This is a genomic window from Acetobacterium tundrae, assembly GCF_008086615.1.
Taxonomy (GTDB): Bacteria; Bacillota; Clostridia; order Eubacteriales; family Eubacteriaceae; genus Acetobacterium; species Acetobacterium tundrae.
This window is the reverse complement of record NZ_RXYB01000001.1, coordinates 315,567-330,645: the sequence shown is the minus strand read 5'-3', so window position 1 is coordinate 330,645 and position 15,079 is coordinate 315,567. Positions and strand designations below refer to the sequence as shown.

Annotated in this window: 12 protein-coding genes; 1 reads left to right on the top strand and 11 read right to left on the bottom strand. The window is 38.1% G+C overall.

Features of this window, described 5'->3' with window-relative positions; translation table 11 throughout:
• The 4 genes from FZC40_RS01490 to FZC40_RS01480 all read right to left on the bottom strand — a co-directional run.
• Positions 1-328: dihydropteroate synthase (locus FZC40_RS01490; RefSeq protein ID WP_186843608.1), on the bottom strand; the 328-nt coding region annotated here is incomplete at its 3' end.
• An 804-nt stretch (positions 329-1,132) separates the two neighbouring features.
• Positions 1,133-2,440, bottom strand: a complete 1,308-nt coding sequence (locus FZC40_RS01485; RefSeq protein WP_148566570.1) for a DEAD/DEAH box helicase — start codon at positions 2,438-2,440, stop codon at positions 1,133-1,135.
• A 158-nt stretch (positions 2,441-2,598) separates the two neighbouring features.
• A complete protein-coding gene (locus FZC40_RS17005; protein ID WP_186843609.1) occupies positions 2,599-2,751 on the bottom strand; it encodes a hypothetical protein in 153 nt (50 codons plus the stop codon).
• 440 nt (positions 2,752-3,191) lie between these two features.
• On the bottom strand, positions 3,192-3,890 hold the full coding sequence (locus tag FZC40_RS01480; protein ID WP_148602165.1) for a TrmB family transcriptional regulator: 699 nt from the start codon (positions 3,888-3,890) through the stop codon (positions 3,192-3,194).
• 253 nt (positions 3,891-4,143) lie between these two features.
• Between FZC40_RS01480 and FZC40_RS01475 the strand changes: the two genes are divergently transcribed.
• Entirely contained in the window at positions 4,144-5,550 is a 1,407-nt protein-coding gene (locus FZC40_RS01475) for a DUF1254 domain-containing protein (RefSeq protein ID WP_148602164.1), read from the top strand.
• A 171-nt stretch (positions 5,551-5,721) separates the two neighbouring features.
• On the opposite strand, the gene FZC40_RS01470 is transcribed toward FZC40_RS01475, so the two are convergent.
• The 7 genes from FZC40_RS01470 to mtnK all read right to left on the bottom strand — a co-directional run bounded on the left by FZC40_RS01470 (position 5,722) and on the right by mtnK (position 14,763).
• Positions 5,722-6,609: a patatin-like phospholipase family protein gene (locus tag FZC40_RS01470; protein WP_148602163.1), complete on the bottom strand. Its 888-nt coding sequence runs from the start codon at positions 6,607-6,609 to the stop codon at positions 5,722-5,724.
• Positions 6,596-7,924, bottom strand: a complete 1,329-nt coding sequence (locus FZC40_RS01465; protein ID WP_148602162.1) for an HD-GYP domain-containing protein — start codon at positions 7,922-7,924, stop codon at positions 6,596-6,598. Before FZC40_RS01465 ends, FZC40_RS01470 begins: the two co-directional genes overlap by 14 nt.
• A 172-nt stretch (positions 7,925-8,096) precedes the next feature.
• Positions 8,097-9,980 (bottom strand): ABC transporter ATP-binding protein, encoded by a 1,884-nt coding sequence (locus tag FZC40_RS01460; protein ID WP_148602161.1) that lies wholly within the window; start codon positions 9,978-9,980, stop codon positions 8,097-8,099.
• Positions 9,970-11,706, bottom strand: a complete 1,737-nt coding sequence (locus tag FZC40_RS01455) for an ABC transporter ATP-binding protein (RefSeq protein WP_148602160.1) — start codon at positions 11,704-11,706, stop codon at positions 9,970-9,972. Before FZC40_RS01455 ends, FZC40_RS01460 begins: the two co-directional genes overlap by 11 nt.
• Positions 11,707-11,832: 126 nt before the next feature.
• The gene (locus tag FZC40_RS01450) at positions 11,833-12,267 is read right to left on the bottom strand and encodes a MarR family winged helix-turn-helix transcriptional regulator (RefSeq protein WP_187389058.1); all 435 of its coding nucleotides are present in this window, start codon (positions 12,265-12,267) and stop codon (positions 11,833-11,835) included.
• A 151-nt stretch (positions 12,268-12,418) separates the two neighbouring features.
• Positions 12,419-13,270: a DegV family protein gene (locus FZC40_RS01445; RefSeq protein ID WP_148602158.1), complete on the bottom strand. Its 852-nt coding sequence runs from the start codon at positions 13,268-13,270 to the stop codon at positions 12,419-12,421.
• A gap of 206 nt (positions 13,271-13,476) precedes the next feature.
• Positions 13,477-14,763 carry an S-methyl-5-thioribose kinase gene (gene mtnK, locus FZC40_RS01440; RefSeq protein WP_148602157.1) on the bottom strand — a complete coding sequence of 429 codons (1,287 nt, stop codon included), beginning with the start codon at positions 14,761-14,763 and terminating at the stop codon, positions 13,477-13,479.
• Positions 14,764-15,079 lie beyond the last annotated feature (316 nt).

Genomic DNA, 15,079 nt, shown 5'->3' with positions numbered 1-15,079 from the left:
TGAAGGCGATATCCACTTTATCCCCTTCCAACGAAACGGAGTTGAATAGTCCCGGTTTGTTGCAGTATTTCATCGCTTCAACGCAGGTGTGTACGTTGGGGCTGTCCACTGCGATCGGCACATCCGTAGCGTCCTGGACGATGTCGATCAGCCATTTCATGGTTTCCAATTCGATGACATCATCCACCGAAGCACAGACATCAATAAAATCGGCACCGGCTTCCGCCTGTTTGATGGCTAAATTTTTAATAAATTCTGAATCCTTGGCGGCAATGGCCTTCGCGGTGGAAGGTATCGCACCATTAATTTTTTCTCCAATAATAATCATTTTTTATCTGCCTCCTTATAATATCTTTTCAAAGAGCTCTTATAATTTTACATTTCTACGAGCCGTCTAACTATACGCGTACATTTTGTATGGACTTAGTATAGCATCGTTGTAAAGGTACGTCAATCGTTTTTTTTATATGTATTTAATTTTTTTTATTTATATTAAGTGTCTTAAAATAGTGTATTAGTCTAATATATATATATTATTATTAAATGCATTTAAATATTTATTTTGCTTTGAATGACTGCTGTCGACTAATTAAGTAAGTACAATTACTTATTATGCTTGTTGCTGGCCCGCAAAAAAGTGCCAGAGGATTTCAACAATCCCAAGGCACTCAAGTATATGATCTGACAATCTCACAAAATATATGATATACATCAGATATGAAAAAGCCAATAAAATGATGATACTAATATTAATTGGCTTTTTATTAATAGTTACTATCTAAATTGATATTAAAATTTGAGTCTTTCAATTTCTACATTACTTCTTTTATTGATACCCTGTTAGGGGAAAATTTATCATATAACGTTTGTTTTTAATAAGAACGACCAATTTTTTCCATAAAAAAAGCACCCTTATACAGAGTGCAAATAGATATTATCCTTATTTTTCTTTGCTTTCCGGCACAACTAACGATACTATTTTGACAGTTGCTTTTTTATCAGCTTTTTTCTTCTTTGTTTCTTTTTTTCTTGGACTCTTGTCTCCCATGATATTCCTCCTCATCACTTAGTTTTATTGATTTATAAAAACGAGCCTGTTTGTAACATCGATAAAGCCTATTTTAAAATTTTATTAAAATTGGTTTTCAGCCCGCTTATTTTTAGAATAATAGTGTTCTTCATTATTCTTTCTCGTTTTATTCTTTGAGGTGCTGGTTGTGTTACCCCGGCGGTGTTTAGTTGGTGGCGTTTTTGGACCAAATGATCTTCGGGCGGGTACCCCTTTTAATTCAGATGGCATTTCAATCAATGGATATGGATGATCTTCAACCAGAGGGATTGATTTTGACACAAGTTTCTGAATTTCTGCCAATAGTGGTTTTTCTTCCTGATCACAAAAAGAAATTGCAATTCCACCAAGGCCGGCTCTTCCGGTACGACCAATTCGATGAACATAGGTTTCTGGAACTTCCGGCAAATTGTAATTAAAAACATGAGATAATTCTTCAACATCAATTCCTCTGGCAGCAATATCCGTTGCAACCAATATTCTTGTTTTTCCCTGTTTAAAATTATTTAATGCCAACTGTCGTGCATTCTGGGATTTATCGCCATGAATCGCCTGCGCTTGTAATCCCGCTTTTACTAAAAGTTTTACAATTTTATCAGCGCCATGCTTTGTTCTGGAAAACACTAATGCCGAAACAATAGCTTTATCTTTTAGTAAATGAATCAGTAAGTTTGTCTTATTACTTTTATTCACATAATAGACAGATTGTTCGATAACTTCAACTGCAGATGATACTGGCGTTATGGCTATTTTTACCGGATTCTTTAATATATTACCAGCCAGTTTTTCAATTTCCTTCGGCATCGTCGCTGAAAAGAGCATGTTTTGTCTTACCGCAGGCACATATTTCATAATTTTTTTGACATCTTGAAGCATTCCCATATCCAGCATCATATCTGCTTCATCCAGTACAAAATATTTTATCTTATCCAGATGAACATATTTTTGATTAATCAGGTCGAGCAACCTTCCCGGTGTTGCGACCAAAACATCAATTCCCTTGGTCAGTGCATTCGTCTGCGGATGTTGGGATACTCCCCCATAGATTGCAAGCGTTCTAAGGCCTAAATGCTTGCTATACGCTTTAAAACTATCGGCAATTTGAATTGCAAGCTCTCTTGTTGGCGCAAGCACCAATGCTTTTATATGTCTATTTCCTTTTAAATTTCTTTGTTCAAACGAAATGCCTTGTAAAATTGGTATGGCAAAGGCTGCTGTCTTTCCCGTACCTGTTTGAGCACACCCCAGTAAATCCGCTCCATCCAATAATTGGGGAATGGCCTCTGTCTGTATCGGTGTAGCTTCTGTATATCCTTCAGTTTTTAAAGCCCTCTGAATCGGCTCGATTATATTTAAATTTTCAAATAACAATAATTATTTCTCCTTTAATTTTTTTTCGTATTACTACGTATTGTGATTGGCAAACTGGCAAGTATTTAATAATTCAAATAAACGCTTGCCTTTGCCAAAAATAAAGAACGCATACACTGCGTTCTTTCAGAATGACGACATATTTCTTTTTACAGCCATTATTTGTCAAAAACTCCGCCGGATTTTTTGTTTCTAAACGCTTTTCGGCTGTTTACTTTTGTTTGACTCGGCTTTTTTCCATTAATACCTTGCTGTGAACTTTGCTTCTTTTTCTCATCAATTAATTTTTTCATTCCTTCAATATTGTTCATTGGTATAATTTCCTCCTTTGCTTTCCCTTAGAGAACCAAAGGCAGATGCAGGCACAAGGACATTTATTTGTCTTTTTTTTTAATAAACAAAAACGTCCCTGTGTCTGCACCCTAGCTAGTTTGGAAACCTGTATTCTGTAAGGTGTTATTTCGTAACGCAACATTTTCTGGCATCTTGCAAATGTACGGTTATTTTTATATTATATCCTATTAAGAAGAATTTAGCTACAAAACATTTTATATTAAGGCATTAAACGTCTGTTTCTTGAAGTTATCAACTAATTTTTAAGAATCCTTTCTATCTTTGTTGGTCTTCATCTCTTTAGCCAAAATGAAAAAAGCGCTTCCTGTGAACCGTAATTATGGTAAAACATTAGAAATACCTTAAACGAATATTAATTAAACACCGATCGCTAGTTATTATCGTTTAAAATACCAATTTATTTTCCATTATTGTTTCTCTCTAATTCAATTAATTTTATTTCATTTCTAAGGGCTTCCTTAAAAACATTCACAAAGTTTTTCTGTCCAGAATATAAACACGTATCATAGTCACTTTCTGAAAATTCTCCTGTTAAAACATAGGTTGAATCGATAATAAACCGTATTTGTTTATCTTTTTTATCAGCCAGATAAACTTCAGCTCCCGGCATTTTGAAATCTTCGTTTGTTATTACTACGACCTTGATCCTGTTATTAATTAATTTTTCTAATTTGTTCCTGATTTCTTCTAAATATTGAAATGGCAAAGAAATGTAAATCCTTTTTTCTGCCTGATCAAGCATATTAAACATTTTATCTTTTATGTGCACACAGCCGTCAATGGTAATGTACCCAGCTGTTGCATCTTTCGCCGGAATTAAGTTTTTCAGCAAAAATTCTTTTGCCTCTATCATTACCCGCAGTTTATTGTTATAAAATTCTTCAATCGGCACCGCAATATATTTATTGGAAGCCCCTTCCATCAGGTAGGCTGCCCCCTTTTCCACCAAGCCGGCAAGGGCATTGTATACATTTGATCGCGAAATGCCAGTTGCCTTGGCCACTTCATATCCATTGGACGCGCCATTTTGAAAAAGACTAATATAAATGGTCGCTTCCTGCCTGGTTAAACCAAACAAAGTCAATTTTTCAATCATCTGTACATGCCTTTCTGTTTATTTTACGTTAGTAGTATTCATTAGGAATACTTTATCCATTTTAAATGATCTTGTCAATCATAATTCACAAGACCTTTGCTTTAATCGACAACGATCATATTTAACCAGCTATTAATTGATTGGGTACTCAATTTCATATAATTATTTCCCATATTCTAACTTTCTTTACTACAAAGCACCTTTTAATATGATATAATTTTCTTATTAAATTTTGTTGGAAAGGAATGTAACAATGAAGAAAACGATTACCCTGGTTCTTGCCTTATGCCTGCTGTCGACTGCGTTTTCCGGCTGTACCGAAAAACCGACCTCGACAACAGCTGAAACCGATGGTTGGCAGACTGTCTCAGATGCCTATGTTTACTGTCTTCCCCTTGTTCTGGTAAATGCAACGATGGAAGCGATGACAAATACCGTCGAGCCCAGCGATACCAGAGCTCCCATCAATCAGCTGATTCACGCCAAAGGCCTTGCGACAGCTGCATCAAAGGATATTGTAACTCCCAACGTGGATACCGTGTATTCCCAGGCATTTCTTGATCTTACTGATACTGCTATGGTTTATGTCAAACCAAAAACAGACCGCTTCTGTTCAGTCGAAGTCATGGATGCGTACACCAACGCGGTGTCCATTCTCGGCTCAGGCGGCGATACCCAGGATCAGCAGACCTACCTGTTTACTGGCCCCAATTACAAGGGAACCGTCCCTGACAATATGAAGCAGGTTTCCTTGCCCACCAACCTTTCCTGGATTCTGATCCACACTGTCTGCAACGGCGACGCCGATCTCGATAATGTCTATGCCATCCAGAATCAGATGCAGCTGCTTCCTCTGGAGGCCTACCTCTCAGGTGAACCCTATACCCCGCCAACTGGAACCGATAATGCAGACAACGATTTTGTCCCAATCACTGCTGTCGATGCGATGACCCCGCAAGAGTTTTTTGACACCGCCAATCAGCTCATGGTGAACAATCCCCCGACAGCAGCGGATGTCCCTTTGATGAAAGCCCTGAATAGCATCAATGTCGGCCCGGGATGCACTTTTGATGTTTCTGCTCTCGGTGACAATGCTTCTGATAAATGGGAAACCATGGTGACCAATCTCACCGGCGTTTTAGCAACGGACTGTTCTAAATTTTCCGTAGCGCTGGGAAGCTGGAGTTACTTCGGCGAACCGATTGCCAAATTTGGGACGGAATACGAATTCCGGGCATTGATTGCAATCAATGGCATTGCCGTAAATCCCACTGCTGTTGCCATTTACCCAAAAGCTTACAAAGACAGCAATGGAGAAACCCTGAGTGGCAGCAATGCCTACACCATTCACTTTGATAAAGACGCCCTGCCCCCTACTCAAGAAAACGGATTCTGGTCCATCACCGCTTATAATAGCAACAATTTTCTTATTGATAATGCATTGAACCGTTATTGCATCAATGACCGGAGCAGCTTTACTTTAAATGAAGATGGTTCCTTGGATATTCTGGTTCAGACCAATGCTCCTGATGCATCAAAACTGTGTAACTGGCTTCCAGTTTCAAGCGATGATTTTCATCTGTATCTGCGGATCTACCTGCCCCAGGAATCGGTTCTCAATGGCCAATGGTCTGCCCCCGTCATTAAAAAAATAGTTTGACTTGATAGAAACAGTGCCACAATCCAGCTCTTAGCTGTTTTGCGGCACTGTTTCTATCTACCATTATTTTAGGATATTATCGTATTATACGATTTTTCACCCCATTTAAAAGCTATCTCATTTTTTTTTGATCATCATTCTCCACGTTCGTTTTTTTCTAATTTTTTGATTTCAGACTTGATCAATTCCCAGGAATTCTTTCCATTGGGGTAAATCTCGCTTGCCCTGGGCGTATCCCAACCGATAACTTCTGGACAGTTTATCAAAATTGATCTCTCGATTGGATACCGGCATGGTTTCCGGGTAAACAAGGAAGGCTTTGCCTTCTCTTTCCAAAGCTTCAAGTTCATCCAGTGTCTGATTGTAGATGATATGGCGGCTCAGCATCGCTTCCGCCACTTTCGGATGCTTGCGGTAATAATTTTTAATCGTCCTTTTTAATTTCATCGGACTTTTACGGTAGCCTTTTTCTCGGGTCAGCACAACAAAAAATTTCTCAAAGCCATCCTTTTTGGCAATGTCCAAGGCAATCCCACCGCCCAGTCCGCCATCTACATAATAATGCTCCTTGTAAAAGGTTGGCGGCATAAAAATCGGCATGGACGATGAAGAACGGACAATTTTCACCAAATCATCTAACGTGTGAATATCATTCTTCGTATAATAGACCACTTCGCCCTTATCCCGCTCAAAAACACCGATACGCAACTGCGCCGGATTGGCCATAAATGTCTCAAAATTAAAAGGCAGTGAAGCCCCTGGTTCGGACGTTTTTTCATAAATATAATCGGATCGAAAAAAACCTTCCCCTTTAAAAAAAGATTTCCAGCCGCCAAATTCCGGATCTAAAACTAAATCCACAAATGAGCGCTTGGCACGACTTCTGTCCCGGGATAAATAATTGATACTATGGCTGGAACCTGCTGAAATTCCGGCCACGTAATCAAAATATATTTCATTTTCCAACAGGTTATTCAAAAATCCAGCACTGTAGCTGGCCCGCATTCCACCGCCTTCAAAAATTAATGCTGTATCTTTGATATTATTAATTAATTCCATGGGTTTTGCCTCTCTGAATTTCCATCTGATCGTCCATCTGATCGTCCTCTTCTAATGCCAGTTCAAAATCCTTATAGCGTTTTCGCGCTTTCGTTTGCTTTTTTATCCGGGTTCGGGTTACTTCCTGGTAATGGTCTATCAGAATCGCTACTATTTTTTTATCGATCTTATTATCATCTGCCATTTCTTCGAGAATTTCAATCACAGCTTCCTTCTGCATGCCCTTGCGATAGGGTCTGTTTTCTGTTAATGCCGTAAAAATATCCGCAACGGCCATAATTCGTGACCCTAAAGGCAGATCTTCACCCTTTAGCTTAAACGGATAGCCTGTGCCATCCAGCCGTTCATGATGCATGGAAGCATAAATATTGATTTCCTCAAGTCCTTTCACATGATCCAGTAAAACATAAGTTTGATAGCTATGCCCTTTAACGACTGCAAACTCATCTTCCGTCAATTTTCCTGGTTTTTCTAAAATTTCCGTTGGAACAGACAGTTTCCCAATGTCGTGGACATAGCCTGCTGCCAGAATTTTTTTACAAGTCATTTCATCGCAATTTGAAAGTTGAGCCAGCAGTCTGGCAACGGCCGCAACACCCTCACTATGGACCGCCGTAAAATTGCTCCGGAAATCAATCACTCGCGCAAATAATTTTCCAATTCCAATCAATGCATCAATATCAATCAATTGATCATTAAAACTTAATTTTTTATAATAATTGCTGCTGCAGGAAATGGATTCCAGATCGAACCAAAAGTATTCTTTTTTCTTAAGTCGTTCAAAAGCTTTTACAAATTCAGGATTGAATCGCTTCCCCGAAGCTTCTTCTATTCTGCTATAAATTCGCTCTGCCTGATTGAACGGTTTATCATCCTTTGAAATCAGAGTAGCGATGCGATCGGCTAAATGGATCAGGTGACTTTCCAACGGCACATCTTCACCGTCTTTTTTTAGTCCATTGCCATTGTCCCAATCGACATGATGAAATTTGATAATCTTTGCCTCTTCAGAAAACTCTTTGTAATCTTTTAGTAGCATCCAACCAATTTTAGCATGTTTATGAGGATTAAGCGCATCAAATTTTAAGACATCCAGCCTTTCCTGCATGCTTAAACCGCCAATATCATGCAGAATAGCGGCCACACTTAAGTGATTCTGCTGCTTTTCATTTAAGTTAAGTTCTTCCCCAAGGTTGTAAGTTATATAAGCAACCAATCTGTGATGATTATTTAGCTCCGGGCTTACCATATCGGAAGCCCTTGATAATTCAAGGGTCAACTCAAGAAATGAGATCATGGTCACTTTTCCTTTCATTCAAATCATTCTATTCTGGAATATTGTGCTATAAAATCATATTTTTGTCAAATTTATAAAGGATGAGAAATAATACGCAATTATTTTTCATCCTTTAAGCGATAACCAGATAAAACAATTGTCTTTAAATATTCAGGCGACACCTTGAGAAAAATCAACCAGCTTAGTTTTATTAATCAATTTCCAGTGCTCCGGTATACAATTGATAATAAACACCTTTTTTCTTTAACAGACTTTCATGGTTTCCCCGTTCAATGATACGTCCTTGATCCATTACCATTATGGCATTGGAGTTCTTAATGGTGGATAGTCGATGAGCAATAACCAATACCGTTCTTCCTTCCATCAAGTGGTCCATTCCCTCCTGAACAACTTTTTCGGTACGGGTGTCAATGCTGGAAGTTGCTTCGTCTAAAATCAGTACCGGAGGATCTCCGACCGCCGCCCTGGCAATCGCGATTAATTGGCGCTGTCCCTGAGATAAGTTTCCGCCGTCACCGGTAAAAACCGTATCATAACCTTCGGGCAAATGATTGATGAATGAATGAGCATTGGCCAGTTTTGCTGCCCCAATGACCTCTTCATCTGTAGCATCCAGTTTTCCGAAACGAATATTTTCCATAACCGTACCGGTAAACAAATGCGTATCCTGAAGTACGATTCCAAGTGACCGTCTTAGATCCGATTTTTTTATCTTATTGATATTAATCCCATCATATCGAATTTTACCATCCTGAATATCATAAAAACGATTGATCAAATTGGTGATCGTCGTTTTTCCCGCTCCCGTTGCCCCGACGAAGGCGATCTTTTCACCCGGTTCAGCATACAGTTCAATATCATGAAGAATCATCTTGTCGTCATTGTAGCCGAAATCGACATGGTCAAAGACCACATTTCCTTTTACCAACGTATAAGTGGTGGTATTATCCGCCTTATGATGATGTTTCCAGGCCCAGATGCCGGTTCTTTTCGGAACTTCAATTATTTCACCGTTTTCTGAAACCTTAGCATTGACTAGTTCCACATACCCTTCGTCGAACTCTGGTTTCTCATCCAAAAGCGTAAAAATTCGCTCTGCTCCTGCCAGCGCCATCACAATCGCATTCAACTGCTGTGACATCTGATTGATTGGCATGGTAAAGCTCTTGTTAAATTGAAGGAAAGATGCCAACCCCCCAAGGGTAAAACCGCCAACAGCAAAAATTGCCAGAATCGATCCGATGATAGCAGTAATGACATAGCCGATATTTCCGAGATTTGCCATAATCGGCATTAGAATATTGGCATACATGTTTGCTTTATCGGCGCTGTGAAACAATTCGTCATTCCGTCGATTGAATTCTTTCAGACTCTCTTCTTCATGGCAGAATACTTTGATGACTTTCTGTCCTTCTACCATTTCTTCAATATATCCGTCAATCGAACCAAGGTTTTTTTGCTGCGAGATAAAATAACTGCCACTTTTTGCAGCCACTTTTCTCGTAACAACAAGCATCACGCCAACCATTAATAAAGTTACCAATGTCAACGGGATATTTAATATCATCATGGCTGCAAAAACGCTGACAACGGTAATAACTGAGGATACCAATTGAGGCAAGCTCTGGCTGATCATTTGTCTTAATGTATCCGTATCATTTGTATAAACACTCATGATATCTCCATGGACATGGGTATCAAAGTATTTTATCGGCAAATTCTCCATATGCGAAAAGATGTCATTTCTGATGTTTCTCAGAGTACCCTGAGCGACATTGATCATAATCCGATTGTAACCCCAAGTGGCAAGCGCCCCGCAATAGTAGACACATGCCATTATCATCAGCGCGCGAAAAAGAAGACTGAAATCAGGGTTTTGTTTTCCAATAAAGGGTACGATATAATCATCAATTAAATTTTTCATAAACAACGTTCCCGCGACATTAGCTAAAGAAGAGAGAACAATCAACGTTATAACTGCTAGGCAGTGAATTTTATAGTGTTTAAAAATGTATCCAAACAACCGCTTAATACTTTTTTTCGAATTATTGGTTTTTCTTTTATTATTCTCCATCGATGTCAGCTCCTTTCGTCTGGGATTCATAAACATCTTTATAAATACTACTGCTTTCCAGAAGCTTTTCATGCGTTCCCATGGCGTCGATGACGCCATCATTCAATACGATGATTTTATCCGAGTCCTGTACCGATGAAATTCTTTGTGCAATAATAATTTTTGTCGTATTCGGAATTTCTTCTGCAAATGCTTTTCGGATTAACGTGTCAGTTTTTGTGTCGACTGCACTGGTGGAATCATCCAGGATCAAGATCTTTGGTTTTTTTAGCAGTGCTCTTGCAATGCAAAGCCGTTGTTTTTGTCCACCGGATACATTGCTTCCCCCCTGTTCAATATAAGTATCATATTTTTGTGGTAATGTTTGAATAAACTCATCAGCTTGAGATAGTTTGCAGACTCTTTGCAATTCTTCATCAGAAGCATCCTGACCTCCCCAGCGAAGATTATCTTTAATCGTCCCTGAAAATAATACATTCTTTTGCAAAACCATAGTGACTTCATTTCTTAGTGCTTCAATATCATAATCTCTTACATTCAGACCTCCGACCCTAACTTCCCCAATTGAAGTGTCATAAAGCCGCGGGATGAGCTGAACCAGAGATGATTTTGCGCTGCCGGTTCCACCAATAATTCCAAGCGTTTCACCTGATTTTATTGAAAAATTGATATTGCTTAATACATAATTATCGCTGTTTTCTTTATAAGTAAAACTCACATTTTTAAACTCGATCGATCCATCAAAAATCGTATTTTGAGGATTTTCCCCATTTATCAAATTTGGTTCTTCATTGATGACTTCGGCAATACGATCGGCTGATGCCTTGGCCATTGCCACCATGACAAAGACCATGGAAATTAACATCAGACTCATTAGAATATTGATGCAATACGTAAATAGTCCCATTAACTCGCCAGTAGTTAATGATCCTCCCACAATCATTTTGGCTCCCAGCCAGGAAAGCAAAAGGATGCAAGTATACATCACAAATTGCATAATTGGCATGTTCAATACCAGAAGTTTTTCGGCTTTTAAAGATATTTTATATATTTTCTCTGTCGATTTTTGAAAGATGCTTTTCTGCTGTTCTTCCCGAACATAAGCCTTGACAACTCGAATGGCATTGACATTTTCCTGTGTGCATCCATTAAGCACATCGTACTGTTTAAACAGTACCGTAAATATTGGAAATGTTTTGACTGTAATAACCGCAAGAACAAATCCCAGAAATATAATTGCTCCCAGAAAAATCAATGATAATCTTGCATTAATATAAAAAGCCATCGCCATTGCACAGATCAACATAAACGGAGCTCTCGTACAAATACGTAGAATCATCTGATAGGCATTTTGTACATTGGTAATATCGGTTGTTAGCCGTGTGATCAAGCCGGCTGTTGAGTACTTATCAATGTTTGAGAATGAAAACTTCTGAATGTTTTCAAATATTGCTTTTCTTAAATTTCTGGCAAACCCCGAGCTTGCTTTTGCTGCAAATATTCCTGACAGTACACCAAATACAAGCGAAAGCATTGCCAGCAAAATCATTACTCCCCCCATTACACAGACATGTGTAATATCGCCTTTTTCAACCCCATTGTCAATAATCGATGCCATCATTAATGGAATAATAACTTCCATGATAACTTCGAGAATAACAAATAACGGTGCTAATATTGAATCTTTTTTAAACTCTTTTATTTGTGACATTAATGTTTTAACCATTGTTCCTCCTAATTTTTTTCTCTTATATTTTTCATTCAATTCAAAATTGTTCATGTTCTTATAGTAAGGAGCCTTACTGTAAGGTTCCTTACTATAAGGCTAAAAAAAGTTAAAATTCTTAGATCATTATCCATTGATATTTCTTGAAAGTATATTTATTACACTTAAAAATGTCTCCAGATCCTTATTCGAAATCCCTTTTATCAAATTTTGTTCAAAAATATAAATATTCTCATGCAAATGATCTCCTAATTTCTTGGCCTCTTTCGTTATCCCAATTTTCTTTAGTCTTGCATCATACGGAACGCTTTCCCTAGAAATCAGTCCTTTTTTTTCCATCAGCTGCAAAATACCTGTCACCGAAGACCGACGAATTTGTAATTTTTCTTCAATATCTTTTTGAAATACATCCCCGTTATTTTTTTGCGCTTCTGCCAAAATTCCCAGCACCCGTGCTTGAACACCAGTTATTCCACTGTCTTCAGCGGCACGGTCAAGAGATCTTTTAACCTGATTTGATAATACAATGACTTTTTTTCCGACATCATATTTTATTTCCATCATTCACCTCCGAATTTGTTAGCTACCTAACATAGGATAACATTGAATCTTCTGTTGTCAAGATTAAATTCTCAATATATTAAAGCTTTCATTCCTAAAGTTCCGAACGAAGTGCAAACCTGATGCCGCATTTAAAAAAATAAAGCAGTGGTCAATTAAGAATATAAAGAACACCTAAAGTATTCGGCCCACAATGCGAGGATATCACGCCTCCTGCCTGAGTTACTAATATCTCTTCAAATTTATTCAAACTTTCCAAGTACTCTTTTACTTTATTGATGATCTTCTCTGAACAACCGGAATGGGTGATGAATACTCTGGCAGAATTTGCCAGTAAAAGTTCCTTTTCCCGTTCTTTCGCATATTTGAGAATAACCGATTTTGCGTTTCCTCGATATTTCTTTCTCACTTGCATTTTTGCATCAGAAACAACAATTTCTGGTTTCAATTTTAATGAATTGCCAATGAGTGCGGTAACCGAAGAACATCTTCCCCCCCGATAAAGGAAGGTTAATGTGTCAACTACAAAACTAGCCTTTACTTTTCCGTTAATTTGTCTGTTGTCCGCTAAAATTTCTTCTACCGTACATCCCCTGCTCACCTGTTCAGCCGCCCGGATGACTTGTAGTCCGATTCCCGTTGATAAATTCCGGGAATTCACAACCACCAGCTTTTTATAATTGAGCGTCTCGGCTGCCAATCTCATTACATTGCAGGTTGTCGACATAATCTCTGAAATTCCGAAAAATATAATGTCCCGCTCTGCTTCTATATAAGGTGTTATGACATCAATTGCTTCTCCGATAGTGGGAGCCGCCGTCTTAGGTGTCTCACCCGTCTTATTGGACCATTCATAAATCTCTTTCTGATTCATGCCATTGCCGTCCTTTACAGATTTATCCCCCATGGTAATCGTCAATGGAAGAATACCAATGTCATATTTTTCTATCAAATCCGCTGATAAGTCACAGGTGCTGTCTGCGATAATCTTGATATTATCCATCTGTGTTTCTCCTTCTATATTTATTAATTTTTATATAACAGTTTTGTCATGAACTATTCTAATGTGAACTAAATATCTTGTCAATAAATAAAAACAACCTTGAATTTCATATACCAAGAAATCTAAGGTTGTTCATTACAACTTATTTAATTTTACTGATGGCGACCGTTCCAAATCAGTCGTCTTATTTTCGCAAAATCAATATGCTAACTGAGTGTCTCGTGCATTGGATAAATTAATGCCTTCATCACATCAAAATATCGGTGAGTAATGGTTTTAATGAGTTTAATAATATCCTTAACGGTTTCGACTTCTTCATGTTTCATAATCAATGTATCGGCGATCAGCAATGAAAGCCGCCGGGCAGAGTTACGACTGTCCAAATTTTGCAATACATCGAAATCAGGCAACGGAACCAGGGCTCCAACCCGACTGGCAATCTGACAACCGGCAAATCCGCATACTTCTTTTATCTGTTTTTTAAGAACATCGTCCCGATATTCCGGATACTCCCGATAGATTGGTTTTGCATCTTTATCCCAGCATCCAGAATACACTTTTTGATATTCATAGACCATGTCTTTGATATAACCCAGGATCTCTTTGCGATAGGCCTTTCGAGACTTTGGGGTTCCTTCAGTATGATAAAACCAGGCAATGTACTCATAAATCAGGTTTCCCATCAGATAGCCCATATCCGATGATGTCGGCCCCATAAAAGGATACTCCATATCGATGACTTTCATTTCTTTTTCATCAATCATGATGTTTGACGTATGGAGATCGCCATGAACCAGGCACTCGCTTCTTTTCATGAAAATCCCACGTAGTTTTAATAATTCAACTCTTACTTCACGTTTATCCCAAAACAATTCAGCCATTGCTAAATGATTAGGGTCACCCTCCAAAGTATGATCAATATCATGCTCAAGAAATGACTCTCTTGAGAAAAGAATCGTTTCCATGATCCGCCGCATCTCCGGATTCATAAATTTACATTCCAGGGCTTTGTGGGTAATCTGGTCTAAATAAATTTCCGACGTATAAAAATTTGATTTTGCAATGAATTCGCCAATTTGTTTCGGAAATCCAGGGAAATATTTTCCTTTGATCAACTCAAAACGCATGATTTTCAAATGACCGCAATCTTCATAAACAAAAAGATTATTTTCCGGATCGATATGATACATTTCCGGCAAATATTCAGGCGTGATCGCTGTCCTCAGCTTGATAATTTCTGCTTCTGTTTGATTTCGCTTAGTCGTCAGTTTCGCTGCTTCACCTAATACACGCATATGCGGTTTTGCCTGTTTTAGAATAACTGATTTTCCGGTTTCATCCCAAACCCGGTAGATATGATTGACAAAACCATCGCCATCATCTTCTCCCCCGCCAACTTCATAGACATCAAGCATTGCTTCATTGGGAAAAACATTGGTGTAGTTTTTTATATATTCTATCACTGTTTTTGGTGTCAAATCTCTGTAAGACATATCTTACCTCACGTTTCTTTACTCGATAACTATGAATGTTATTTTATCACGATCACGAACGGAAATAAATGAACTATTTATTTCAATGATGCTAATTATTTGTATCCCCTTCTCATTTTTAATTAATTTTCCTTACTCACTTTTAGAAGTGCCTTTTTACTCACACTGCCGCAAAATTGCTGGCCGTAAAAATTATGTTATTAAAAAGCCTGACTAACACAAAAAAAGATCAGCATCATTATATTCGTTGATAATCCACAAAATAGTGAAATAACTGTAAATCCGATAAAACCAGACATATAGATTTTTTTTGCGG

Coding starts and splice junctions, on each gene's coding strand:
- FZC40_RS01445 (WP_148602158.1), bottom strand. CDS start 13,270: ATGGATAATATCAAGATTATCGCAGACAGCACCTGTGACTTATCAGCG.
- FZC40_RS01480 (WP_148602165.1), bottom strand. CDS start 3,890: ATGATTGAAAAATTGACTTTGTTTGGTTTAACCAGGCAGGAAGCGACC.
- FZC40_RS01475 (WP_148602164.1), top strand. CDS start 4,144: ATGAAGAAAACGATTACCCTGGTTCTTGCCTTATGCCTGCTGTCGACT.
- FZC40_RS17005 (WP_186843609.1), bottom strand. CDS start 2,751: ATGAACAATATTGAAGGAATGAAAAAATTAATTGATGAGAAAAAGAAG.
- FZC40_RS01470 (WP_148602163.1), bottom strand. CDS start 6,609: ATGGAATTAATTAATAATATCAAAGATACAGCATTAATTTTTGAAGGC.
- FZC40_RS01460 (WP_148602161.1), bottom strand. CDS start 9,980: ATGGAGAATAATAAAAGAAAAACCAATAATTCGAAAAAAAGTATTAAG.
- FZC40_RS01455 (WP_148602160.1), bottom strand. CDS start 11,706: ATGGTTAAAACATTAATGTCACAAATAAAAGAGTTTAAAAAAGATTCA.
- mtnK (WP_148602157.1), bottom strand. CDS start 14,763: ATGTCTTACAGAGATTTGACACCAAAAACAGTGATAGAATATATAAAA.
- FZC40_RS01465 (WP_148602162.1), bottom strand. CDS start 7,924: ATGAAAGGAAAAGTGACCATGATCTCATTTCTTGAGTTGACCCTTGAA.
- FZC40_RS01450 (WP_187389058.1), bottom strand. CDS start 12,267: ATGGAAATAAAATATGATGTCGGAAAAAAAGTCATTGTATTATCAAAT.